General features: G+C 68.1%; 26 protein-coding genes and 2 pseudogenes. 15 read left to right on the top strand and 13 right to left on the bottom strand.

Annotated elements, in window-relative coordinates; genetic code table 11:
- Nucleotides 1-17: 17 nt before the first annotated feature.
- The 5 genes from AC5Y6X_RS13405 to AC5Y6X_RS13385 are packed head-to-tail and all read right to left on the bottom strand — an operon-like array spanning nt 18 to nt 3,098.
- On the bottom strand, nt 18-497 hold the full coding sequence (locus tag AC5Y6X_RS13405) for a hypothetical protein (RefSeq protein ID WP_499986885.1): 480 nt from the start codon (nt 495-497) through the stop codon (nt 18-20).
- 26 nt (nt 498-523) lie between these two features.
- Complete coding sequence (locus tag AC5Y6X_RS13400; protein WP_499987053.1) at nt 524-958, bottom strand: protease inhibitor I42 family protein; 435 nt, start codon at nt 956-958, stop codon at nt 524-526.
- Entirely contained in the window at nt 843-1,376 is a 534-nt protein-coding gene (locus AC5Y6X_RS13395) for a hypothetical protein (RefSeq protein ID WP_499986884.1), read from the bottom strand. Before AC5Y6X_RS13395 ends, AC5Y6X_RS13400 begins: the two co-directional genes overlap by 116 nt.
- Nucleotides 1,373-2,182: an SDR family oxidoreductase gene (locus tag AC5Y6X_RS13390; RefSeq protein ID WP_499986883.1), complete on the bottom strand. Its 810-nt coding sequence runs from the start codon at nt 2,180-2,182 to the stop codon at nt 1,373-1,375. Before AC5Y6X_RS13390 ends, AC5Y6X_RS13395 begins: the two co-directional genes overlap by 4 nt.
- 4 nt (nt 2,183-2,186) lie before the next feature.
- The gene (locus AC5Y6X_RS13385; protein ID WP_499986882.1) at nt 2,187-3,098 is read right to left on the bottom strand and encodes an RNA polymerase sigma-70 factor; all 912 of its coding nucleotides are present in this window, start codon (nt 3,096-3,098) and stop codon (nt 2,187-2,189) included.
- A gap of 55 nt (nt 3,099-3,153) precedes the next feature.
- Here AC5Y6X_RS13385 and AC5Y6X_RS13380 point away from each other — a divergent pair, with 55 nt between their 5' ends.
- The 3 genes from AC5Y6X_RS13380 to AC5Y6X_RS13370 all read left to right on the top strand — a co-directional run bounded on the left by AC5Y6X_RS13380 (nt 3,154) and on the right by AC5Y6X_RS13370 (nt 6,475).
- Nucleotides 3,154-4,746: a Na+/H+ antiporter gene (locus AC5Y6X_RS13380; RefSeq protein WP_499986881.1), complete on the top strand. Its 1,593-nt coding sequence runs from the start codon at nt 3,154-3,156 to the stop codon at nt 4,744-4,746.
- A gap of 114 nt (nt 4,747-4,860) precedes the next feature.
- Nucleotides 4,861-5,148: a hypothetical protein gene (locus tag AC5Y6X_RS13375; protein WP_499986880.1), complete on the top strand. Its 288-nt coding sequence runs from the start codon at nt 4,861-4,863 to the stop codon at nt 5,146-5,148.
- A gap of 223 nt (nt 5,149-5,371) precedes the next feature.
- Entirely contained in the window at nt 5,372-6,475 is a 1,104-nt protein-coding gene (locus AC5Y6X_RS13370) for a glycosyltransferase (protein WP_499986879.1), read from the top strand.
- Here the strand turns inward: AC5Y6X_RS13370 and AC5Y6X_RS13365 are convergent.
- Nucleotides 6,472-6,903: a hypothetical protein gene (locus AC5Y6X_RS13365; RefSeq protein ID WP_499986878.1), complete on the bottom strand. Its 432-nt coding sequence runs from the start codon at nt 6,901-6,903 to the stop codon at nt 6,472-6,474. The genes AC5Y6X_RS13370 and AC5Y6X_RS13365 overlap by 4 nt on opposite strands.
- A gap of 36 nt (nt 6,904-6,939) precedes the next feature.
- On the bottom strand, nt 6,940-7,353 hold the full coding sequence (locus tag AC5Y6X_RS13360; protein WP_499987052.1) for a hypothetical protein: 414 nt from the start codon (nt 7,351-7,353) through the stop codon (nt 6,940-6,942).
- A gap of 100 nt (nt 7,354-7,453) precedes the next feature.
- Between AC5Y6X_RS13360 and AC5Y6X_RS13355 the strand changes: the two genes are divergently transcribed.
- Both AC5Y6X_RS13355 and AC5Y6X_RS13350 read left to right on the top strand, forming a co-directional pair.
- The gene (locus tag AC5Y6X_RS13355; RefSeq protein WP_499986877.1) at nt 7,454-8,308 is read left to right on the top strand and encodes a sulfurtransferase; all 855 of its coding nucleotides are present in this window, start codon (nt 7,454-7,456) and stop codon (nt 8,306-8,308) included.
- Nucleotides 8,309-8,436: 128 nt separating this feature from the next.
- Complete coding sequence (locus AC5Y6X_RS13350) at nt 8,437-9,621, top strand: FAD-binding domain (RefSeq protein WP_499986876.1); 1,185 nt, start codon at nt 8,437-8,439, stop codon at nt 9,619-9,621.
- A 5-nt stretch (nt 9,622-9,626) separates the two neighbouring features.
- On the opposite strand, the gene AC5Y6X_RS13345 is transcribed toward AC5Y6X_RS13350, so the two are convergent.
- Complete coding sequence (locus tag AC5Y6X_RS13345; RefSeq protein WP_499986875.1) at nt 9,627-10,511, bottom strand: 5'-methylthioadenosine/S-adenosylhomocysteine nucleosidase family protein; 885 nt, start codon at nt 10,509-10,511, stop codon at nt 9,627-9,629.
- A 49-nt stretch (nt 10,512-10,560) separates the two neighbouring features.
- Between AC5Y6X_RS13345 and AC5Y6X_RS13340 the strand changes: the two genes are divergently transcribed.
- The 8 genes from AC5Y6X_RS13340 to AC5Y6X_RS13305 all read left to right on the top strand — a co-directional run bounded on the left by AC5Y6X_RS13340 (nt 10,561) and on the right by AC5Y6X_RS13305 (nt 16,230).
- Complete coding sequence (locus AC5Y6X_RS13340; RefSeq protein WP_499986874.1) at nt 10,561-11,358, top strand: alpha/beta hydrolase; 798 nt, start codon at nt 10,561-10,563, stop codon at nt 11,356-11,358.
- Between the two features lie 36 nt (nt 11,359-11,394).
- The gene (locus AC5Y6X_RS13335) at nt 11,395-12,177 is read left to right on the top strand and encodes an SDR family NAD(P)-dependent oxidoreductase (protein ID WP_499986873.1); all 783 of its coding nucleotides are present in this window, start codon (nt 11,395-11,397) and stop codon (nt 12,175-12,177) included.
- A complete protein-coding gene (locus AC5Y6X_RS13330) occupies nt 12,174-13,046 on the top strand; it encodes a TIGR03619 family F420-dependent LLM class oxidoreductase (protein ID WP_499986872.1) in 873 nt (290 codons plus the stop codon). The genes AC5Y6X_RS13335 and AC5Y6X_RS13330 overlap by 4 nt, the downstream gene beginning before the upstream one ends.
- The gene (locus AC5Y6X_RS13325) at nt 13,043-13,771 is read left to right on the top strand and encodes a hypothetical protein (RefSeq protein WP_499986871.1); all 729 of its coding nucleotides are present in this window, start codon (nt 13,043-13,045) and stop codon (nt 13,769-13,771) included. The genes AC5Y6X_RS13330 and AC5Y6X_RS13325 overlap by 4 nt, the downstream gene beginning before the upstream one ends.
- Before the next feature lie 53 nt (nt 13,772-13,824).
- Complete coding sequence (locus AC5Y6X_RS13320; RefSeq protein ID WP_499987051.1) at nt 13,825-14,268, top strand: lipoprotein LpqH; 444 nt, start codon at nt 13,825-13,827, stop codon at nt 14,266-14,268.
- Between the two features lie 43 nt (nt 14,269-14,311).
- Nucleotides 14,312-14,764: a helix-turn-helix domain-containing protein gene (locus tag AC5Y6X_RS13315; RefSeq protein WP_499986870.1), complete on the top strand. Its 453-nt coding sequence runs from the start codon at nt 14,312-14,314 to the stop codon at nt 14,762-14,764.
- A complete protein-coding gene (locus tag AC5Y6X_RS13310; protein WP_499986869.1) occupies nt 14,764-15,135 on the top strand; it encodes a HepT-like ribonuclease domain-containing protein in 372 nt (123 codons plus the stop codon). The genes AC5Y6X_RS13315 and AC5Y6X_RS13310 overlap by 1 nt, the downstream gene beginning before the upstream one ends.
- A gap of 105 nt (nt 15,136-15,240) precedes the next feature.
- Complete coding sequence (locus AC5Y6X_RS13305) at nt 15,241-16,230, top strand: alpha/beta fold hydrolase (RefSeq protein WP_499986868.1); 990 nt, start codon at nt 15,241-15,243, stop codon at nt 16,228-16,230.
- 34 nt (nt 16,231-16,264) lie between these two features.
- On the opposite strand, the gene AC5Y6X_RS13300 is transcribed toward AC5Y6X_RS13305, so the two are convergent.
- Nucleotides 16,265-16,897: a TetR/AcrR family transcriptional regulator gene (locus AC5Y6X_RS13300; protein ID WP_499986867.1), complete on the bottom strand. Its 633-nt coding sequence runs from the start codon at nt 16,895-16,897 to the stop codon at nt 16,265-16,267.
- A gap of 160 nt (nt 16,898-17,057) precedes the next feature.
- Here AC5Y6X_RS13300 and AC5Y6X_RS13295 point away from each other — a divergent pair, with 160 nt between their 5' ends.
- Nucleotides 17,058-17,843 carry a spirocyclase AveC family protein gene (locus AC5Y6X_RS13295; protein ID WP_499986866.1) on the top strand — a complete coding sequence of 262 codons (786 nt, stop codon included), beginning with the start codon at nt 17,058-17,060 and terminating at the stop codon, nt 17,841-17,843.
- Here the strand turns inward: AC5Y6X_RS13295 and AC5Y6X_RS13290 are convergent.
- The 4 genes and pseudogenes from AC5Y6X_RS13290 to AC5Y6X_RS13275 all read right to left on the bottom strand — a co-directional run.
- Complete coding sequence (locus tag AC5Y6X_RS13290) at nt 17,840-19,030, bottom strand: cytochrome P450 (RefSeq protein WP_499986865.1); 1,191 nt, start codon at nt 19,028-19,030, stop codon at nt 17,840-17,842. The genes AC5Y6X_RS13295 and AC5Y6X_RS13290 overlap by 4 nt on opposite strands.
- Nucleotides 19,027-20,019, bottom strand: a complete 993-nt coding sequence (locus AC5Y6X_RS13285) for an LLM class flavin-dependent oxidoreductase (protein WP_499986864.1) — start codon at nt 20,017-20,019, stop codon at nt 19,027-19,029. The genes AC5Y6X_RS13290 and AC5Y6X_RS13285 overlap by 4 nt, the downstream gene beginning before the upstream one ends.
- Nucleotides 20,020-20,056: 37 nt before the next feature.
- A pseudogene (locus AC5Y6X_RS13280) lies at nt 20,057-21,149 on the bottom strand (NAD(P)H-dependent amine dehydrogenase family protein).
- Between the two features lie 172 nt (nt 21,150-21,321).
- Nucleotides 21,322-21,466 (bottom strand): annotated as a pseudogene (locus AC5Y6X_RS13275) (LLM class flavin-dependent oxidoreductase); the annotation flags it as partial.
- Nucleotides 21,467-21,532: 66 nt separating this feature from the next.
- On the opposite strand from AC5Y6X_RS13275, the gene AC5Y6X_RS13270 reads away from it, so the two are divergent.
- Nucleotides 21,533-22,630, top strand: a complete 1,098-nt coding sequence (locus AC5Y6X_RS13270) for an NAD(P)H-dependent amine dehydrogenase family protein (RefSeq protein ID WP_499986863.1) — start codon at nt 21,533-21,535, stop codon at nt 22,628-22,630.
- Nucleotides 22,631-22,693: the final 63 nt, after the last annotated feature.

Genomic DNA, 22,693 nt, shown 5'->3' with positions numbered 1-22,693 from the left:
ATAGAGCCTTTGGTCGCCTAAACCTTGGGACGTACGCCAGCCGCGCGATACACGAAGGCGGGGTCCACCCGAAACCGCAGCGAGGTCGTCGGCAGCCGTTGCAGCACCTCGTCGGGAATCTTCCTCTTGTAGTTCAGCTTCATCTTGCCGCTGCACGCGCGGTCCACCCCGTGCAGCTCGATATCGATCACGAGGCCCTTGTTGGTGATGGTCGCGGTCGCCGGTCCCGAGTCGGTGTCCCAGGCGCAGTCGATGGACCGCAGGTTCGTGTCCCCTCGCGCGGGAAAGGTCGCGACGATCCGCGCGGCGCTGAACGCGAACGCGCCCATGTACCGGGACACGCCCGCGGCCGAAAACACGCCCGGGACATGGCCGCTGAAGTGCCGGCTCACGCCGACCCGGGGGGCGAGGAAAACCAGGCCCTCGGCCTCGAGCTGTTCGCGAAGTTGCGCGGGCACGTTGCTCAGCTGCGGCCAGTTGCGAAGGAAGCCGATCACAGCCAGACCGTAGCGCGAGGAGCGGTTTACCGCACGGTCACGGTCGCGTTGTAGGTGCTCTTGGGTGTCGAGTCGCCGCCCACGAAGCTGGTGTAGTAGGTGGTGATCGTCGTGACGCCGGGTTTCAGCGCCGTGAACGTCCAGACCTCGGTCCCTGGCGCCCCCAGCGCGTCGGAGGTCGGTTGCACGAACTGGTGACCGGTTTGCTTGACGATGCTCGCGTCGCCGATCTTCGTCTCGGCCGTCCACCGGTACGGGGTGGTGTAGTTCGAGCCCAATTTCAGGGTCAACGTGTTCCCGACGGACAAGGTGACGTTCTGCGTGATGACGCTCTGCTTCAGCACCTCATCCATGGAGACCTGGAGGGTTTTGCTTGTCGGCGGGTTCCTGGACTGGAAGTTGCAGCCCACCAACGTCGATGTAACGAGCATCGCGACGGTCACCAAGAGCCTGATCTTCACGACGGTCATTTGCGTCCATTATGGGGTGTCGCCCGGGTCGCCACGCCGTGAGGACCAGCAGGGCAACCGGCAGCAGCACGGCCACCGCGAGGGTGATCGTCTGCCCGGCCGCGGCCGCCGTCGTGAACCCCTCCAGGCGGGTGGCGTGAAAGATCAGGTGCGGGACGGCGAACAGCAGGTACGCGCCCAGCGCGAGGCGCACCATGCGGCGCTCCATCGTCATTGCGGCGGCGAGGAATACGAGCGCGAGCGAGAGGTTCATCGCGCCGTAGTCGCGCATCAGGTGCTCCGAGAACGGCGGGACGAGGTCCACCCAGGGCACGTGGTCGTAGAACGCCCGAGGCGCCAGCGTCGCGACCAACCCGACCGCCATTTCGACGGCTGTGAGAAACCACACTCCCGCGCGAAGCACGCTCACCGCCGGTCCTCGCGTCGGCGCTGCGGCAGGTAGGCGCGGATCGCGTCTTTGTACGGCCGTTGGCCGGCGGCGACTTGTTCACCGAGGTACTGCTCGAAGGTGATCGTGCCGTCGGCATGCTCCGGGGTGAGCAGACCACCGGCCCGTATCCCGCCAAACACCTTGCCGGGCAACCGAATCGGGGCGATGGGCCGGCGCTTGCCGACGGTCGCCAGGTAGCTGCGGGCGAGGTCGTCGAGCGCGCGCACCTGCGGGCCGCCGAAATCCGGCGCCCGCCCGATCGGCTCGCCCAGCGCCAACTCGGCCAACCGGGCGCCCACGTCGCGCACGTCGACCGGCTGGAACCTCAGGCCCGACGGCAGCGCCATCACCGGCGGCTTCGCCAGCATGCGCAACACGAAGGCGATCAGGTCGTGAAACTGGGTGGCCCGCAGCACCGTCCAGGGCAGGCCCGACTCGGCGATCGTGCGTTCGTTGGCGAGCATCGTGCGGTAGAGGGCGAACGGGATGCGGTCGATTCCGACGATGGACACGTAGACCAGATGCGGTGAGCCCGCCCGCTTCGCGGCCGCGACCAGGCGCTCGGTGGGATAGATGCAGTGCACGATCGTGTCGACGCCGGCCATCGCCGCGTCGAGCCCGTCACCGGTTCGCACGTCGCCGACGACGTGCTCGACGTCGGCGCGCTGGTGGGCCCGCCGTCCCCGGCTCAGGACGCGGACCTGGGTGCCCGCGGTCACCAGGTTGTCGACGACGACGCGGCCGACGGTGCCGGTGCCGCCGGTGACCAGTACTCGGTTCGCCATACCCTTATGAACCGGGCAGGTCGGCCGGATGTGACAGCTGCGCGGCGAGGAACCTCAGCTTGTCGGGATTGGCCAGGATCCGCAGGGCCGCGATCCGCTCGCCGGTGATCTCGAAGCACAGGACGCCGGACAGCGTGTCGCCGTCGAAGGCCAACATCGCGGGCTCGCCGTTGACCTCGGCGACCTCCAACCGCAGCCGCAGCGCCGCCAGGTTCCTGCTGAACACCCGCGCCGCGTACGTCGCCGTCCGGTCGCGGCCCGAGATCGGGCGTCGCGCGGCCGCCACCTTGCCGCCGCCGTCGGCCGTCGACGTCACGTCGGCGGTCAGGATTTCGACGAGTCCGGCCACGTCCCCGGCGCCGGCGGCGGTGAAGAACCGGTCCACCAGTCGCCGCCACTGCGCCCGATCCGGTCGCCGCGCCGGCCGTGGCGGCTCACCCAGTCGTTGCCGCGCGCGCCGGTACAGCTGCCGGGCGTTGGCCTCCGACGTCTGCAGGATCTCGGCGATCTCGAAGTGGCTGTACGCGAACGCCTCTCGGAGCACGAAGGCCGCCCGCTCGTTGGGTTTGAGCCGCTCCATCAGGCTCAGCAGCGCGATGGACACCGACTCGCGCTGCTCGGCGGTTTCCAGCGGGCCGAGCGCCCGGTCGTCGGTGCGGACCGGCTCGGGAAGCCACGGCCCGGGGTAGACCTCGCGTCGGGCGCGCGCCGACGTGAGCCGGTTGAGGCACAGGTTCGTGACGGCCTTGGTGAGCCAGGCCGGCAGCGATTCGATGAGCGCCGGGTCGACGCCGTGCAGCCGCAGGTAGGCGTCCTGCACCGCGTCTTCCGCCTCGCTCGCCGACCCCAGCAGGCGGTACGCCAACCAGAACAGGCGCGGCCGCTGCGCCTCGAAATCCTCGACGAGGTCGGTCACACTGCCAGCCTGCCCCGTCACGCGCCAACCGGCCAGGTCCGGCAGGATGGGGCTGGTGTTTGGCCTCGTCCTGATCGTCGCGCTGGTGTCCACCGTCATCGTCGGGACGGTCATCGGCCGGCGCTATCGGGTGGGTCCCCCGGTGCTGCTCATCCTGCTGGGCGCCCTGCTGGGGCTGATCCCGCAGTTCGGTCACTTTCACATCAACGGCGAGATCGTGCTGCTGCTGTTCCTGCCCGCGATCCTCTATTGGGAGGGCCTGAACACCAGCTTTCGCGAGATGCGCACGAACGCGCGCATCATCGTCTTCCTCAGCGTCGTCTTGGTGATCGCCACCGCGGCGGCGGTGTCGTGGACGGCGCGGGCGCTGGGCATGGACTCCCACGCCGCGGGCGTCCTCGGCGCCGTGCTGTCCCCCACCGACGCCGCCGCGGTGGCCGGGCTCGCACGAAAGCTGCCGCGCCGGTCGCTCACCGTGCTCAAGGCCGAGAGCCTGATCAACGACGGCACCGCGCTGGTCCTGTTCGTCCTGAGCGTGCACATCGCGGTCGGCGGGTCGGCGATCAGCCCGCCGGAGGTGGCCGCCCGGTTCGTGGTCTCCTATCTCGGCGGCATCGCCGCCGGGCTGCTCGTCGGCGGATTGGCGACCGTCGCGCGCAAACGCATGGACGCCCCGCAGGAGGAGGGCGCCCTGAGCCTGCTGACACCGTTCGCGGCGTTCCTGCTGGCCCAGGCGTTCGAGTGCAGCGGCGTGGTCGCGGTCCTGGTGTCGGCTCTGGTGCTGGCCTACTCCGGGCCGGTGGTGATCCGGGCCCGTTCCCGGCTGCAGTCCTATGCGTTCTGGGACTCCGCGACCTTCCTGCTCAACGGGTCGCTGTGGGTGTTCGTCGGGGTCCAGATCCCGGGTGCGCTGCGCGGCATCGCGGGCGTCGAGGGCGGGCTTCGTCACGCGCTGTATCTGGCGCTTGCCATCACCGGTGTCGTCATCGTGTCCCGCATCATCTGGGGGGAGGTCACCACCGCGTTGATCCGCCTCCTGGACCGTCGCCAAGCGCAGCGAGAGCGCCGCATCCCCTGGCGGCAGCGTTTCGTCACCGCGTGGGCGGGATTCCGCGGAGCCGTGTCACTGGCCGCGGCGCTGGCCGTCCCGACGACCACGCTCAGCGGCGCGCCGTTCCCCGACCGCAGCCTGCTCATCTTCATCGTCGTTGTCGTCATCCTGGTGACGGTCCTGGTCCAGGGCAGCACGCTGCCGGCCGTGGTGCGCTGGGCCAAGATGCCCGAGGACGTCGCGCACGGGGAGGAGCTGCAACTGGCCCGCCGGCGCGGCGCTCAGGCGGCGCTCGACGCGCTGCCGACGGTGGCCGACGAGGTCGGCATCAGCGACGACCTTCGGCGACGGCTGCAAAAGGAATACGAGGAAAAGGCCGCGCTGGTGCTGGCCACCGAGGACGGCTCGCCGAATCACCGCCTGCTCAAGGGCAAGGAGAAGGTACGACGGGTGCGCCTGGGCGTGCTCGAGCACAAGCGCCGGGAAATCACCGCGCTGCGAAACCAGAACCTGATCGACGACATCGTGCTGCGCGAGTTGCAGAACGAAATGGACCTGGAGGAAGTGCAACTGCTCGGCGAGGCCGACGAGCACTGAGTCCTGCTTACGTCACATCCGCCTCACGAATCTCGCCGGATTGGCGGCACACCTTGTGCCCGCCTCGTAGCGACAACGGCAATTGTTGTCATACCCGGAGGCGATCGTTCCCGCATGAACCTTCAAGGAATCGAGTTGCGTTACGTGCTCACGATGCACCTTGCCCACAATGGACCAGCGACCATCGGCGAAATGATCGAGGCGCTCAATGGGCAGGGCTTCCGCATCCGCGGCAGGGCATCAAAGGTCATTTCCGATGCCTTGCGTTGGGAGACAGGACGCGACAGAGCGCGCCGAATTGGGCGCGGCCGGTACGGGCCTGGGTGTATCCCGCGATCTACCGAATACAGGATCCACCAACGCGTGCTGTCTTTGCGGGCGGCAGCGAAACAGTCGCTGTGAGGCGGGCACAACGACCACCCCTTCCCGCGAGAGGTCAACGTGACGGATGTGACGAGGCCTCAGCGGTAGATGTTCACGCTGCCCGGCAACCGCACGCGCGCTGGATCGCTCCGGCCGAGGACTAGCGGCCCCGGCCCACGCTGCAACAAGCATTCACGGACTGTTCAGGCGCGCGTCGATTCCACATCGTTGTCCGCACACGCGCGGCGGCTGTCCTCACGGCATGCGCGTGGCACAGGTCGCCAACTTCTACGGCCCCCGCTCCGGCGGCCTTCGCACCGCGGTGGATCGCCTCGGCGCGGAGTACTGCGCCGCCGGGCACGAGGTGTTTCTGATCGTTCCCGGCGCGCGCGCCCAGCGCACCCGGCTGCCGACGGGCGTCGTGCGAATCACGTTGCCCGCCAGACTGATTCCGTTCACGGGCGGCTACCGGGCGGTGCTGCCGTGGCCGGTCAAGCGAGTGTTGGAGTCGCTGAAGCCCGACGCGTTGGAGGTCTCCGACCGGCTCACGCTGCGGTCACTGGGTCCGTGGGGCCGCGAACGCGGCGCCAACACGGTGATGATCTCCCATGAGCGCCTGGATCGCCTTGTGGGGCAGGTACTTCCGCGTCGACCCGCGGAGAGGTTCGCCGACTTCGCCAACCGGCGCACCGCCGCCAACTACGACACCATCGTGTGCACCACTGGTTTCGCCCGCGAGGAATTCGACCGCATCGGCGCGACGAACACCGTCACCGTGCCGCTGGGCGTGGACCTGCACACCTTTCACCCTCGCCGGCACTCCCACCTGGTGCGGCGGCGATGGGCCACGCCCGATCAGATCCTGCTGGTGCACTGCGGCCGGCTGTCGGTGGAAAAGCGGGTCGACCGCAGCATCGACGCACTGGGCGCCCTGTGCCACGCCGGTGTCGATGCCCGGTTGGTCGTCGCGGGCGAGGGCCCGTTGCGGGCCCGGCTGCAACGGCAGGCCGCCCGGCTGCCGATCGACTTCACCGGTTTCATCACCGACCGCCGCGCCGTCGCGGGCCTGCTCGCCACGGCGGACGTGACGCTGGCGCCCGGCCCGCACGAGACCTTCGGCCTCGCCGCGCTGGAGTCGCTGGCGTGCGGAACGCCCGCGGTGGTGTCGCGCACGTCGGCGCTGACCGAGATCGTCACCCCCGACAGCGGCGCCCTGGCCGACAACGACCCGTTCGCCATCGCGCGGGCCGTCGGCGCGATCGTCAATCGCCCCGAGCCGCACCGGCGCAGCTCCGCGCGGCGTCGCGCGGAGGACTTCACCTGGCAGCGGGCCGCGGCGGGCATGCTGGCGTCGCTGGGAACCTAAGCGCCCGTCGACCGTTCGGGCTTCCAGCCGACGTAGGTCATGTACAGGCCGGCCGCGGCCAGGCAGCCGAACAGCACCCAGATCGCCACGGTCGCGCCCGAGCTGTAGATGGCGTTGCCGGCGGCGTCGTAGGCCCGGGGAACGGTCAGCAACAACACGCCGCGGATGGCCAGAAACCAGCCGACCACCGACACGATGACCGCCGCCGGGCTGCGCCAATACTGGTGAAACGCGATGATCACCAAGCCGAACATCAGCAGGATGGCGCCATACAGCCACGGCCACATGGGATTTGCCTTGAACTCGTTGAACAGGGTCTGCATGTAGGAGCCGCGCACGGCGACCGTGGTGGGGACGATCGTGAAGAACGGCCCCAATACGCGGGCGAACATGCGGGTCCGGATCTGCGACTGCTGCGATGCGCTCATTTCTCTCACCTCCGTTGTCTGGCGGTCGGACCGTCGTTAGAAGTCGGCGACGGCCCACGAACCGGGCGGGTAGGGCGGCACCTGGCCGGCAAAGACGCCGTCGGTGAGTTTGCACAGCGTGTCCGAGATCGTGCCCGCGTTCGCCAACACCTGTGCGGCGCCGCCGGGCACGATCCGCGCGACGACCGCCTGCCAGGAATAGCCGACGCCGCCGTGCTCGTACCAGACGAACCAGTCGGTGCCGCGATGGCCGGCGCGAATCAGGCGGCGGAACGGCAGCGTTGGATCGCTGACCGAGTCGGTCGCATTGAACGGCGCGCCGATGTCGGCGATGGGCGGCAGGATCTTCACGAGTTCGGGCGGAAGCTGGGATACGCTGTGCACTTCTTGAACGGGGGTTGCCAAGGCGCACTGGGTGTTTGGTTCCGCCTCGGCCCGGGCCGCCGTCACGGTGGCCAACGCGACGCCGACCGCGAGGCACCTGGTGAATGCCCGTACATAACCCACTCGCGTGACGCTACGCTTTTTCCGGGAGAAGGAGGTTTGATCGGTGGAAGCGCGCGACCGGCTGCTGATCACCGCCACGGAGCTGGCCGACCTGATCCGGGCGGGCGGCCCGCTGACCGTGCTGGACGTGCGTTGGCGGCTCGACGAGCCCGACGGGCGACCGGCCTACCTGGCGGGCCACATCCCGGGCGCGGTGTACGTCTCACTCGAGGACGAACTCAGCGATCACACGCTCGCCGGCCGCGGCCGCCACCCGCTACCGTCGGGGCGCGATCTGCAGGCCGCCGCGCGCCGCTGGGGAATCCGGCGAGACTCGTCGGTCGTGGTCTACGACGACTGGAATCGCGCCGGCTCCGCGCGCGCGTGGTGGGTGTTGACGGCGGCGGGGCTGCCGAATGTGCGGATCCTCGACGGCGGCCTGTCCGCGTGGCGGGCGGCCGGCCACGCTCTCGACACCGGCCCGGTCGAGCCGCAACCGGGGAATGTGACTGTGCCGCAAAACGATTTATATGCCGGCAACCAGCCCACGCTGACCGCCGACCAGGCCGCGGCCGGAGGTGTGACGTTGCTCGACGCCCGCGCGCCGGAGCGCTTCCGCGGCGACGTCGAACCCCTCGACCCCGTCGCCGGGCACATTCCCGGCGCCAAGAACCTGCCGAGCACCGCGATGCTGGCGCCCGACGGCACGTTCGTCGGCGACCACGCGCTCGCCCGGCTGCTGTCCGACCGCGGCATCGAACCCGACGGCCCGGTGGGCGCCTACTGCGGCTCGGGCGTCACCGCGACCGTCACTGTCGCTGCGCTGGCGGCGACGGGCCGCGAGGCGGCACTGTTTCCCGGGTCGTGGTCCGAATGGTGCTCGGACCCGAGCCGCGGCGTCAACAGCGGTCCCGCGTAACACCTTCCGAGATGACAAGCTTGCCGAGGCCGCCCTCTTTTGGCCTCGCCGATCCAGCTCTATTTCCTAGTGCAACTATTGCATAGTGCTATAGTAGTTACGATCCCTGCTGCGGAAGAGGTACGCACATGAAGGTCGCCATTGTCGGTGCTGGCATCGCCGGCCCAACGCTCGCGTACTGGCTGTGGCGTTACGGCCATGAGCCGACGCTGATCGAAAAGGCGCCACGACTCCGCACCGGCGGTTATGTCGTCGACTTCTGGGGTGGCGGATATACCGTCGCCGAACGCATGGGACTCGCCGCCGAATTGCACGACGCGGGGTACGTGGTTCATGACGTGCGACTCGTGGACCGGCACTCGCGGAAGGTGGGCGGCTTTTCGGCAGATCTGTTCCGACGGAACGTCGGTGGCCGGTTCGTCACCGTGCCGCGCGGTGATCTCGCGGCCATGATCTACCGGGCGATCGGCGACGACGTCGAGACCCTGTTCGGCGAAAGCGTTTCGGCCATCACACAAGGTGACTCGGGTGTCGAGGTCGCACTCGAGCACGGCCGGCCACGACTGTTCGACTTGGTCATCGGCGCCGGCGGCATCCATTCGCCCGTGCGTGGTTTGGTGTTCGGCCCGGAGTCTAGATTCGAGACCGACCTCGGCTACCGGGTGGCCGCTTTCGAAGCCGATGGCTATCAGCCGCGCGACGAACTCGTCTATCTCGCGTACAGCTTGCCCGGGCGAATGATCGCGCGATTCGCGATGCGTGACGAAAAGACCTTGTTTCTCTTCGTTTTCGCCACCGACCACATGAGCGGCCCCGACCCGCGGGACTCATCGGAGATCAAGACCACACTGCGTCAAGTGTTCGGCCACGCCGGCTGGGAATGCCCTGAGATCCTACGCAATCTCGACGGGTCCTCCGAGGTGTACTTCGACCGCGCGAGCCAAATCGTCATGGATCACTGGTCGAACGGTCGGGTAGCGCTCATCGGTGATGCCGCGGCCGCCGTGTCCCTGCTGGCGGGCGAGGGAGCTGGTCTGGCGATGGTGCAGGCCTACGTGCTGGCCGGCGAGCTCAGCCGCACGGGTGTCGATCACCGCGAAGCGTTTCGTCGCTATGAGCGCCGGCTGCGGCCGATCGTTGAGGCCAGGCAGCGGTCGGCGCGCGGATTCGCCTCAATGTTCGCCCCGAAGACGTCGCTCGGTGTGTGGACGCGCAATCAGGCGTCCAAACTGTTAAACATCCCGCTGGTGGCCGACTGGGCCGTCGGGCGTGAATTCCGCGACGACATCGCGTTACCCGAATATGCCGCGTAGCGCGTTCAGACGTCCCAGCTCCGCAGGAACGCCTCGGCCACCCGGGCGGCGTTGCCGGCCGCGATCGTCTTGTAGTGGAAGAACTGGAATGGAAAGCCCGGCAGGTGAAGTGGGTCGCCGGGGCCGTCCGAAATCCCGCGGATGCCCAGGAATGGGACGCCGTGTGCGTCGGCGACGGCCTGGGCGGCCGCGGTCTCCATGTCCGTCGCGTCGAAGGCCGGGTCGGCCGTCGACCTGATCTTCAGGTTGCTCAGCAGCGCCTTCCTCAGCCAGGGCCCCGCCGCCTGGAAGAAGTTGCCGGTGTGCAGGCGTGACCGGTCGGGCGCGCCGCCGGGTTGGCAGCCGAACACGCTGCCGCCGTTGGGGATACACGGGAACGCCACGCCGTTGTTGTTGTCGAAGCTGCACCCGTCGCCGCCGACGACCACCTGTGGCTGGCGCTGCAGGTTGACGTGCGTCAATCCGACGGACAGCTTCCCGGCCGTCGCCAGCATGCCGGGGTCGACCGGATGAAACGTCGCGCCGCCGTCCAGCGTCCACCTCGCCGGCACGGCGACGTCCGCGATGCTGGTGCGCCCGGCGCCGCCGGCGACCCCCGAAAACAGCACTGCCGCAATGGCGTAACGATCGGTCAGGCGGGCGAGGGCGGCCTCGGTGGTGTCGGTGGCGTTCACCATGCCGATGCCGGTCATCGCCACGATCACCTTCTTGCCGCCGATCGACCCGAGATAGAAGTGCCGGCGGTCGGCGACCAGCACCGGGTCGGGGTCCAGCGTGGTGTGGGACAGCACCGCGTCGGCCTCGGCCGGGAACGCGACCAACACCAGCGTGCGCTGTTCGCGTGAATCCGGCGTCACGGTGGGCACTCCCTCGGGCTCGGCGGCGCTCACATTGTAATTTCCGCTCCGTCGACGGTGGCCGAAGGCTAATCTCAGCGGCGTGCTCGAGGTGATCGAAAAGCGGCCGTCCCGCGAATCCGGCAAGGCGCCAGTGCTCTTCGTCCACGGCGCCTGGCACGGCGCGTGGTGCTGGGACGAGCACTTCCTCGGCTTCTTCGCGGAAAAGGGCCATCGGTCGCTGGCCGTCAGCCTTCGCGGCCACGGCGAGAGCCCCGCCCCGCGGCGCATGCAGTTCTGTTCGATGGCGGATCTCGTCGACGACGTCGACTCGGTCGCCAGGAGCCTGCCCCGGCGGCCGGTGGTGATCGGCCATTCCATGGGTGGCTTCGTGGTGCAGAAGTACCTGGAATCGCACGACGCTCCGGCCGGCGTGCTGCTCGCCCCCGCGCCCGTGACCGGGGTCGCCGGATTCCTGCTGCGCAGGTTCAGGCGCCACCCGTGGCTGACCGCGTCGGAGCTGGCGAAAACCAAATCGCTCCGCAGCATCGGCGCAACACCCGAATTGGCCCGCGAAGCCTTCTTCTCGGACTCGACTCCGCATGCCGACCTGGTGCGCTACACCGCGCGGCTCGGGGAAGAGTATCTGGGCAAACACGTGCTGGACATGTTGGTGCTGGGCCTGCCGCGCCCCGATCGCATCACCGCCCCGCTGTTGGTGATCGGCACCGAGAACGACGGCTGTTTCACGCAGCGGGAAATCCGCGCGACCGCGCGCGCGTATCGCGTGGAAGCGGAATTCTTTCCCAAGATGGGCCACGACATGATGCTCGAACCCGGCTGGGAGGCCGTGGCCGAGCGCATTCACGAATGGCTCGAAACACGTGACCTGGCACGGTAACGGGAGCTCGGCCGCCCGCTCGGTAAGCTCTGCCCAATGACGGGCCGGCTGGACGGGAAGGTCGCCATCATCACCGGGGCAAGCACCGGGCTGGGACCGGTGTTGGGATCGTTGTTCGTCCGCGAGGGCGCCCGGGTCCTGCTCGCCGCGCGACGCGAAGAACTGGTGCGTCAGGCCGCGGACGCCGCGGGTGCCGGTGCCGTCGCGATGCGGGCCGACGTGACCGACGAGCGTGACGTCGCCGCCATGGTGGCGCGGGCGGTCGACGAGTTCGGTCAGGTCGACATCCTGTGCAACAACGCCGCCGCGCCCGGACGAGACCGCTGGATCTGGGAGCAGACGCTGGAAAACTGGAACGCCACGATCGCCATCGACAGCACCGCGGCGATGCTGTGCACCCGCGAGGTGCTCAACCAGTCGATGCTGCAGCGCCGTCGCGGCGTCATCCTGAACTTCTCCTCGACGGCGAGCTACACCGGCATGGTCCGCAAGACCCACTACGTCGCCGCGAAAGCGTCGCTTCGCGCGTTCACCAAAGCCGTTGCGCTGGAAGTGGGTCCGTACGGAATCCGGTGCAACTGCATCGTGCCGGGCGCCATCGACACGGAGCTGTGGCGCAACTGGCTCAAGCGCACGGCCGACGAGCAAGGCATCGACATCGCAACCCAGCGCGCCAGGTCACTCAAAGGCGTTGCGCTACAAGATATTTCCACCCCCGAGGACGTCGCCAACCTGGCGCTGTTCCTGGCCAGCGACGAAAGCCGGACCATCACGGGACAATCGATTCCCGTCGACGCCGGAGGATACATGCAGGGATGAGCACCGTGAGGCTGTCGGTGGCAACGCCGATCGTGACGATGCTGCCCGGGGCCAGCGGCGACTGGGAGAAGACCGGGTCGATCGAGGACCTGGCCCAGATCGCCGAGGCCGCAGATCAACTCGGCTACCACCACCTGACCTGCAGCGAGCACATCGCGCTGCCCGCGGCCGAACGGGATCGCCGCGGCACCCGCTACTGGGATCCGCTGGCCACCCTGGGCTACCTGGCCGCGCGCACCCGGCGAATCCGGTTGGCCACCCACGTGCTGGTGCTCGGGTATCACCATCCGCTCGAGATCGCCAAGCGCTACGGAACCCTGGACAAGGTCAGCGACGGCCGCCTCATCCTCGGGGTCGGCGTGGGCAGCCTCAAAGAGGAGTTCGACCTCATCGGGGCGCCCTTCGAGGGCCGCGGACCGCGCGGCGACGACGCGCTGCGGGCGCTGCGCGCCTCGCTGTCGGTGGACGAGCCGGCCTACCACGGCGAGTTCTATTCGTTCGGCGGCATGGTCGTCGACCCCTGCGCCGTCCAGGAGCGCGTCCCCATCTGGATCGGTGGGCGCACGCTGCGCTCGCTGCGCCGGGCCGCGACCCTCGCCGACGGCTGGGCACCGTTCAACGTGAGCCCGCGGCAGGTCCGAGACTGGTTGGGCCGCTTCGAACTTCGGCCCGGGTTCGAGGTTGTGCTGCCGCCCGCGGCGCTCCTGGACCCTCTCAGAGAGCCGGACCGCACCCGAGACGTCCTCGCCGACGCCGCCGCGCACGGCGCCACCATCGTCAGCGCCATGTTCACCCACACGTCGCTACGGCACTACCTCGAGCAGCTGCACGCGCTCGCCGAGTTGCATCCGCCCGCAGGTGTGACGTGAACCGGGTCAGGGCAGGCATTTTCAGCCTCACCGCCGCGGCGCCACCCGACGACGACGGCGGCTACCTGCGCTGGCACCTGCTCGATCACATGCCGGAGCAATACCAGCTTCCGGGCATCGTGCACGGGTTGCGCTGGATCGCGGACGGCGACTACGTCGACCACCGCCTGGCGGCCGACGGGCCGCTCGGCGAGGTCGGCAACGCCGTGCACTATCTGGTCGGCGACCCCGTGGAGGAAACGTTCGACGACTTCGTCGCGCTCGGTCGCGCGCTGCGCGACAACGGCCGCTTCCCCGTCACCCGGCCGTCCCTGCAAGTGGCCGGGTTACGCCTGCTGCAATGGCAATCCGCCCCGCGCGCACTGGTTTCCGCGGAGGTGGTGCCGTTTCGGCCGCACCGCGGGATCCTGCTGATCGTCGAGGAACCCACCGACGGCCGCCCCGACGGGTGGTTGCAATGGTTGCACGCCGAACACTATCCGGCGCTGCTCGGCGTGCCCGGCACGGCGGGCGCCTGGACGTTCGGTTCGACCGTCGCGTGGCGGATTCCGCGCGGCTGGCGGACGGACCACCAATACATCACCGTCGTGTACCTCGACGACGATCCGCTCGCCGTCACCGGCGCGCTGGCCCCGCTGGTCGAGGAGCGGTGGCGATCGACGGCCGTGCGGCCGGTATTCGCCGGGCCGCTGCGGACCATGGTCGCTTGGGAAGCGTGGCCGTGAGCGTTGCGGTCGCGCGGCGAATCGCCGTCGGTCTCGTCGTCCTGGCGGCCGGCATGTCGGCGTGTTCAACAAAGACCGACCGGCCAGCTTCTCCGGCGACCTCGAGCCCGGCCGCCTCCGCCACTACCGTCATGCTGGACCAGCACACGCACACGATCTACGGCCAGGTCGAGTGCAACAGCTCGGCGGCGAAACCGAGTGCGACGCCTGCGGAGTCGGGAGACCTGACCACCCGCATCACCGCCTACGACGATTCGGCGTCGATATCGCTGGCCCTGTCGGACGAGGTGCCGCCGAGCGTCGACGGCTTCGCCATCTCGCTCAAGGTGGGAAACGGCCAATACCAGCTGCCCTATCAGGCGGTGCAGTCGCCGACCCAGGTCCAGGCGAGCAAGGAGGGCAAGAGCTACACGGTGACCGGCGCGGGCCAAGGGAGCGCGCCCGGCCAAAGCGGCACGCGTCAGGTGACATTCGGTATTCACGTGACGTGCCCGTGAGCATCGCATCCGCCGACATACCACAGGTGGTATATTCAAATCCATGAGCGCCGACCGCATTCGGGCCCTTCGCGAACGGGCCGCAATGACCCAGGCGCAACTCGCCGACGCCACCGGCATCGCGCAACCGCACCTGTCCGCCTACGAAAGCGGAGCACGGACGGTGACCCCGCGAGTCTTGGACATGATCGAGGAGGCGACACGGGTGCGCCCATCGGAACTGGTGCGTCGGCACCGCGACGAGATCCGGGCCCTTGTCCGCAGGTACGGTGCAGACAACCCGAGGGTGTTCGGCTCGGTCGCGCGTGGAACGGACACTCCCGATAGTGACATCGACCTGGTGGTGAGGTTTCGACCGGGTGCATCGCTGGGTGATGTTGCGCTCCTGCAGGACGATTTGCGCGAACTGCTCGGCGTGCCGGTCGAAGTCGTCAGCGAGGGCGCCCTGCAGGGGCGGTTCGGTCACCGAGTCGCGGCAGACGCGGTGCCCGTCTGATGCCACCGCGCACCGGCCGCGATTACCTTGTGGACAAATATGGCGATCGTCTCGTTGACCGACTCGATGATCTACGCGAATCCTGCGGGGAGGCAGCTGAATTGGTGGCTGACGGCCGGGAGTGCTTGTTGACGCACTGGCGCCAGCAACGGGCGGCAGAGGCCGTTCTCGGCCGCATCGGCGAGACCGCGTCCCATCTGCCTTCCGAGTTTCGTGAAGAGTATCCCGCTCAGCCTTGGCAACAGATCATCGGCGTAAGGATCATCACCGATCACAAGTACAGGGCCCTCGACTACAACCAGGTCTGGATCTCTCTCACCCAGGCTGCGGAGGTAAAGCGCTATGTCGAGGAGATACTGGGCTGCCCTTGATGTCCTCGTCGCACAGCTGCTTCACACCGCGTACGTCTCAGTAGGGTTCCCAAAGTCTTGTGACGCCTGTTGTCCAACCGCGATCCCCTCTGAGATGCTGGCAGCTTGGACATCTTCGCGCAGTGGCAAAACGGCGGCACCGAACTTCGTTGGCGGTCGACCACCGCCGCCAACGACGGACGGGAAGTCACGGTGTTCAGCCGCCGCTGCGGCACACCGGGGGCGCCGGCACTGGTGCTGGTGCACGGCTTTCCGACGTCGAGCATCGACTACTTCGCCCTATCCGGTGAGCTGGGCTCCGAGTTCGACATGTACCTGCTGGACTTTCCGGGCTACGGGCTGTCCGACAAACCGCCGGAGCCGTACGTCTATTCGTTGTACGACGACGCGCGCCTGCTCGTCCACGCGATCACCCAGGTGTGGAATCTGAGCCAATACCGCATGCTCACCCACGATCGCGGGAGCAGCGTCGGCATGATCGCGCTGGAGATGCTGGCGGCCCACGATCCACCGGCCCTGCCCGTCGACCTGATCCTGACCAACGCCAACATCTACCTGCCGCTGTCGAACCTGACCGCGTTCCAGACCGCGCTGCTCGACCCCGCCACCGGGCGCGCCACCGCGGCGGCCACGACGCCGGAGCTACTCGCGGCCGGCCTGGGCGCCAGCACCTTCATGCCGCGGCGCACGCCGGAGGATCCGGAGATCGCCGCGTTGGCGAAATGCTTTGCCCACAATGACGGAATCCGGGTGCTGCCCGACACCATCCAGTATCTGAACGAGCGCGCGGCCGGTGAAACCGGTTGGCTCGAGGCGCTTTCCAGCAGTGAGATCAACACCACGGTGGTGTGGGGCCTGCACGACAACGTCGCGCCGCTGCGCGTGCCCAACCACGTGTGGCGGGCGTATCTGAAGGACAAGCCCGGCCGCAACCGCTACTGGGTGGTGCCGGGCGCCGACCACTACCTGCAGTGCGACGCCCCCGGGCAGCTGGCCCAGATCGTCCGCCTCACCACAACGGGTGAGGACATTGCGCTTCAAACCCTCGGGAACCAGCCCGACGGCGCCGTCCTGGTGGACCAAAGCGGCTCGTAGCCGCGGCGAATCCGGCCCCTCATTTCCCGGCCCTTCAATCGTTCCGGTGCAGGAAGCCGTGCAGGATCGCCTGGACGAGCTCCTCGACGATCACCGCCCGCGACGGCTGCCTGGCCCCGAAGTAGGTCGCACGCAGCGCGGCCATGCCGGCGATCATCGCCACCGTCGAATGCGCCGGCAGGTCGGGATGATCCGAGCGCAACCCCCGCAAGTGCATGCCCTCGGCACTGATCTGGCCGAGCACCGTGAGGGCCCGCCGCACGTCATCGATACCGGCGTCGGCCTTCTCCTCGTCGCTGAGGGACTCCGATGCCATCAGCGTCAAGAGCAGACCCTGGTGCTCGACGAACACGTCGTAGAGCTGCCCGACGAAATGGCTCGCCAGCTCCTCCTCCTTGGTCTCCTCGGGCACGACCGACTGCCACGCGCGGCCGAACTCGTCGACGAAGCTGGTGAACGGTAAGACGAGGGCCTCCCGGAACAGCGCCGCCTTCGAGCCGAAGTGGCGGAACAGCAAGTGCTCGGTCACGCCTGCGGCCTGGGCGATTTCCCGCGTGGTGGTGCCCCGATAGTCCCGACGCGCGAAGAGATCTCGGGCCGCATCGAGCAGCAGTTTGCGCGGCGCCCCGCGAGGCCGGCGGGTCGCCGTGGGCGGTCTTCGGGACATGACTTTTAAGATAGCATGCACTATCTTGAGGATCGACCCGTCGCGAAAGGGGTGCGGACGTGGGTGCTGTCATCATGCTGGGGACGCTGTTCGGGCTGATCGTCCTGATATTCGGCCTGGTGCTTCGCTTCGATCCCGAAGCTCGTCGAAGTCACGAGCGATGAGCACCGGGATGACGCCGGTGATGCAGGCGGCCAGTGGCTTCGCCATCGTCGGGGGCATCACCTTCACCGCGATCGGCGTGTATCTGAGCTTTCGCCGGCGCCGGCTGCATCCCCTTCTGCTGCTGTGCATCTCGGCGATGTCGTTCTCGTGGATCGAAGCACCCTACGACTGGGCCATGTACGCGCAGTTCCCGCCCGCCATCCCCCGCATGCCGTCGTGGTGGCCGCTGAACATGACGTGGGGCGGACTGCCGTCGTTCGTTCCGATCGGCTACATCTCCTACTTCGTGCTGCCGGCCGTGACGGGCGCGGCGATCGGACGCCGGTTGAGCGCAAAGTTTCAGTGGCGCAGGCCAACCACGCTCCTCATCGTCGGGCTCGTCGTCGGCTTCTGCTGGGCGCTGCTCTTCAACGGGTTCCTCGGCGCCAAGCTCGGCGTCTTCTACTACGGCCGCGTGATTCCGGGGCTCGCGATACGCGAGGGGACCCCGCACCAGTATCCGCTCTACGACTCCCTCGCGATGGGCATACAGATGATGGTCTTCACCTATCTTCTGGGGCGCACCGATTCGGAGGGGCGAAACGTCGTCGAGGCGTGGGCCGACAAGCGATCAAAGACGCGTCTGCAGTCGTCGGTGCTGTCGGTCGTCGCCATCGTCGTCATCGGAAACCTGCTCTACGGCGCGGTTTTCGCGCCGCACCTCGTGACGAAGCTGGGCGGCTGGGTGACCGCGGGGCCGACGGGCCAGTTGTTCCCGGGCGTACCGAACCAACCTCGTTAATCCGTGATGACGGGGAGCTTCGCCCATCCCCGCACGCTGGACGTGTGGGCCTTGCTGGCGTTGGCGTAGTCGACTTCCCAGTCCGGCCAGCGTTTGATGACCTCCTCGAGCGCGACCCGCGCCTGCATCCGCGCCAGGGCCGAGCCCAGACAGAAGTGCAGGCCGTGGCCGAAACTGAGGTGGGTGTCGTTGCGATGGATGTCGAACTTGCCGGCATCGGGATACCTGCGCTCGTCGCGGTTGGCCGACCCGTTGAGCAGCAGCATGATCGAACCCTCGGGAACCGTTGTGCCGCAACACTCGACGTCGCGTGCGACGTAGCGCGCCTGCACCGGCGACGGCGCCTCGTAGCGCAACACCTCCTCGATGGCCATCGGAATCAGCGACGGATCGGCCACGATCTGCCGACGCTGGTCGGGGTGCTCGGCCAGCAGCTGGCCGATGAATCCGATCAGGCGCGTGGTGGTCTCGTTGCCCGCACCGGCGATCATGCTGGTGTACTGCAGCACCTCGATCCGCGTCAGCCGCCGAACCTCGCCCTCGTCCTCGACCTCGGCGTTGAGCAACTGCGTCATCAGGTCGTCGGAGGGATGGTCGACCCGCCAGTCGATGTAGTCGGCGAACATCTGATAGCTCTGCTCGAAAAACTCCTTCGTCGCGGGCCTGAACGTCCCTTCTTTGAGGGTTAGTTGACGACCGCCGCGGTCGCGGATCGACTCCTGACCGTCCTCGGGGATGCCCAGCAGATAGCCGATCGTGCGCATCGGGACCATCGCACCGAGATTCTCGATGAAGTCGAACCTGCCCGTGCCCACCAACGGGTCGAGCGCACGAACGCAGAAGTCGCGGGTCAGCGGCTCGATCGCCTCCATCCGCCGCGGCGTGAAAACCCTTGAGAGCAAACGGCGATGCAGATCGTGAATGGGTGGATCCTCGAACAGGATGATCCCGGGCGGGACCTCGATGCCACTCATGATGATGTCCATGGTGGTGCCGCGGCCGGACCGGAAGGTGTCGAAGTTCATCAGCTCGCGGGAGACGTCCTCGTAGCGGCTCAGCGCGTAGAAGTTGTACTTCTCGTTGTAATACAGCGGGGCCTCGTCGCGCAGCCTCTTCCAGATCGGGTACGGGTCGTCGTCGATGGCGAAATCGAACGGGTCGTAGTACACGTCGGTCGCACTGGTCATAGCGACGCCTTTCTCTCCGACAGGGCCTCGGGCAAGACGACCTCGCCCACCCGCTTGAGGTAGGGCCACGCCACTTCGGGCGGCAGTCCGCCGCACAGCGGCGAAAGGTTGAGCATCTGGCCGTCGCGGACCCGCGAGATCGCTTCCGGCACAGAGATAATCACGTGCGACGACGGCGCGGCGCGCAGCTCGTCGACGGTCTGCACGTGCGAGAAGCCGGCCGTCGTCTCGTCCCCGGGATTCCATGACGCATACATCCGCACGTCGTGCAGCAGGTGCTCGCCGATCTCCTGCCACGCCCGGTCCACGTCGTCGGCGACGAAAACGACCGAGGGGGTGTCGCGGCTGGGGAACATCGTCGGGCCGGGCGTATGACCGTGCTTGCGGCAGGCCTCCTCGTAGGCCTCCTGCATGCCGGGTGCGTTGGCGTTGCCGAGCATGCCCAGGCCATACCTGCCGGCCCGACGGGCCGCGGCCACCGTTCCGCCTCCCCACATCATCGGCGGGCCGCCCGCGGTCAGCGGCCTGGGTGTCACCGTGATGCGACGCCCGTCGTCGTCAACGGATTCTTCGGCGAGCAACCGGCGCAACAGCCCGAGCTTTTCGTCGGCGATCCGGCCTCGCTTGCTCATTTCCACGCCGAAGTGCTCGAACTCCTCGGGCCGGTACCCAAGGGCCAGGGTGTAGGACACCCGCCCCCCGCTGACGAGGTCGAGGACCGCCATGTCCTCGGCCAGCCGGACCGCGTCGTAGAACGGCAGGATCAGGATCAGGTTCATCGCCAACCGTTGGGTGCGCGCCGCGATGGCCGGCGCCAGGATCAATGGCGACGGCAGGTAGCCGTCCTCGGACCCGTGGTGCTCACACAGCACGGCGGCGAGGCCACCGTGCTCCTCGGCCCAGGCACACATCTCGGGCACGGCGGCGTACAGCGCCGCCGGCGGCGCTCCCCACGCAGGGGCCCGCATGTCGAAACGCAATGTGTACAAGGCGACTCCTAGATGACCTAATCTTTGTCCCCGTACGCTACGACGGGCCCGCGATCGACGTCAACGTTCCATCAAATACGTGCCGCGGCAGCGTCGTCGGGATGTCCAGCGAGCTGAGCAGGCCGGGCGGCGCCTCGACCACGTACGGGATCGCGTTGACCACCCGCATGGCCGTGGAGGTCATGGCGGCGCGCCCCGCGCCGTGCCCCTCGGCCGCCCCGAGCGTCAGCACGCAGTGAATGTCGGGGTCGCCCTCGATGTCGACGCGATAGGTCGCGTCGCAGTCCGAAGCCGGCCAGTCGGGCGCGACGTCGCGGGCCATCCGGATGACATGCTCGATGACGATGGCCTCGCGGCCGTTGACCACGCCCGCCGCCCGGGTTCGCACGGCGCCGCAGGTGCCCGCCTTGACGGTGCCGAACGCCACCTCGATGTCGCGATGGGTCAACTCGCGGTCGAAGGTGCCGCGCACCCCCTCCAGCTCGGCCCCGAGGCCGTCGGCGATCAAGCATATCGGTGCCTTCCAAGCCATTTCGATGAAGCCCGGCGTCTTCATCATCGGCTCGAAATCCAGGGGACGCCCGAATCCCAATCCGTCCATCATCACGTCGGCCACGGGGTAGTGATCGTTGAGGGCGACCTCGCTGGCCGTGATGGTGCGGATGTTCTTCGACTGCGTCGTCATCAGCAGCGCGAGCTGATCGGAGGCGAACCCCGGAAAGATGCCCGAGACGTACAACGACGCGCCGCCGGCCTTCGCCGCAGCCTCGAGCTGGTCCCCGCCAGTCCGGCGCGAAATACGACGGCGGATGCACCAGGCTCGTCGACGACGTCGACACGACGTTGATCCCCGCCTGCAGCAGCCGCACGTAGTCGGGCACGGCGGCGCCGTCGCGTTCGGGACCGCTCGCGGCGTAGACGACGCAGTCGGGCGCCAGGGCGATCAACGCGTCGGCGTCGTCGGTGGCGGCGACGCCCAGCGGCTCGATGCCGGCCAGCTGGCCGGCGTCCCTACCGACCTTGTCGGGCGAATGCACCCATACCCCAACGAGTTCCAGGTCCGGTCGACGGCTGATCGCATCGATCGCGATTGCCCCGACTCCCCCGGTCGACCACACGACGGTGCGCATCGAGCTTTCCTCTCTACTCATGTCTCCTCATGGACGGCCGACGCGGCGCGTTCGAGATATGGCCACGCCACGTCGGGTGGTACCCCGCCGCAGAGCGGGTGCAGCGGGAGAAGGCGGCCGCCGCGCACGTAGTCGGCCGCCTCGTCGGGTGTGAAGATCCGATACGGGCCGCGTCGTCGGCGCCGTGGTGCTCGGAGAGGACCGCGAGTACCGCACCCCGGGTCCGCCCACGCGCACATGTCGATCGCCGCGGCGTAGAGGTCGGCGGCCGGTCCGGCCCACGCCGGAGCGCGCATGTCGAACCTGAGCGTGAACATCACCCGCAGAGTAACCTAAGATTTGTTCGTTAGGATAGTGCGCACTCTCTTAACAGGAGGAACGGGATGACGGCTCAGCGGGTGGTCGTGTGGGCGACCGGTGGCATCGGGTCGATCGCGATCCGCACCATCCACCGACGCCCCGACCTGGACCTGGTCGGTGTGTGGGTGCACTCCCAAGACAAGGTCGGCAGGGACGCGGGCGAACTCGCCAACGGGGAGCCGATCGGCCTCGTCGCGACCAACGATGCGGACGCGCTGATCGCCCTGAAACCCGACTGCGTGATCTACGCGGCCAGCGGGCCGGAACGCGACGCGCTGGCCATCCCGGATTACGTCAGGCTGCTCGAATCCGGCATCAATGTCGTCACCACCAGCACCACCCGGCTGGTCAATCCGCACGCCTACGAGCCGGCCGAGTGGCGTGACCAGTTGCTGGCCGCGGCCAAGCGGGGCCAGGTGTCGTTGTATGCGTCCGGCATCGAGCCCGGCTTCGCCGCGGACTATCTGCCACTGGTGCTGTCCACCCAGTCGTCGTCCATCGAGAAGATTCATTCGTTCGAGATCGGCCTGTACGACGACTACGGGGTTCCCGACATCATGAGCGACGCGCTGGGCTTCGGGCGTCCGCTGGACTACCAGCCGTGGATCGGCTACCCCGGCGCCATCACCGGCGAGTGGCAGGGACAGCTCCGGCTGGTCGCCGACGCGCTCGGCGTCGAAATCCAGGAAGTCCGTGAGGATTTCGACCGCGCCGTCACGAACCGCACGCTCGAGGTCGCGATGGGAACCGTCGAGGCCGGGACGTGCGGCGCGCTGCGGATGAAGGCGATCGGGGTGGTCGACGGCCGCGAGGCCATCGTCATCGAGCACGTCACCCGGCTCGCGCACGACGTCGCCCCCGACTGGCCGACCGGCATCGGCGACCTGTCCTACCGCGTCATGATCACCGGCGATCCCGACATCGACTGCACCATGGCGGCGACGCTGAAGGATCCCCGCAAGGCCGGGGTCGGCGGAATGACCTCGGGCGCCGGCGCAATGGTCGCCACCGCGATGCGCGTCGTCAACGCCGTACCGTATGTCGTTGCCGCGGAACCCGGGCTGGTGAGCTCTGTCGACCTACCGTTGACGATTCCAAGGCACGCGTTCGCCATGGCTTAATCTGCCCGAGTGACGTTTAATCCGCTCGAGGAGCTCACGCTGCCACGGCTGCGGCTGCGCACC

This window comes from Mycobacterium sp. NGS26 (assembly GCF_059813025.1).
Note: the sequence above shows the minus strand (reverse complement) of the source record. Positions and strands in the feature narration are given on the sequence as shown.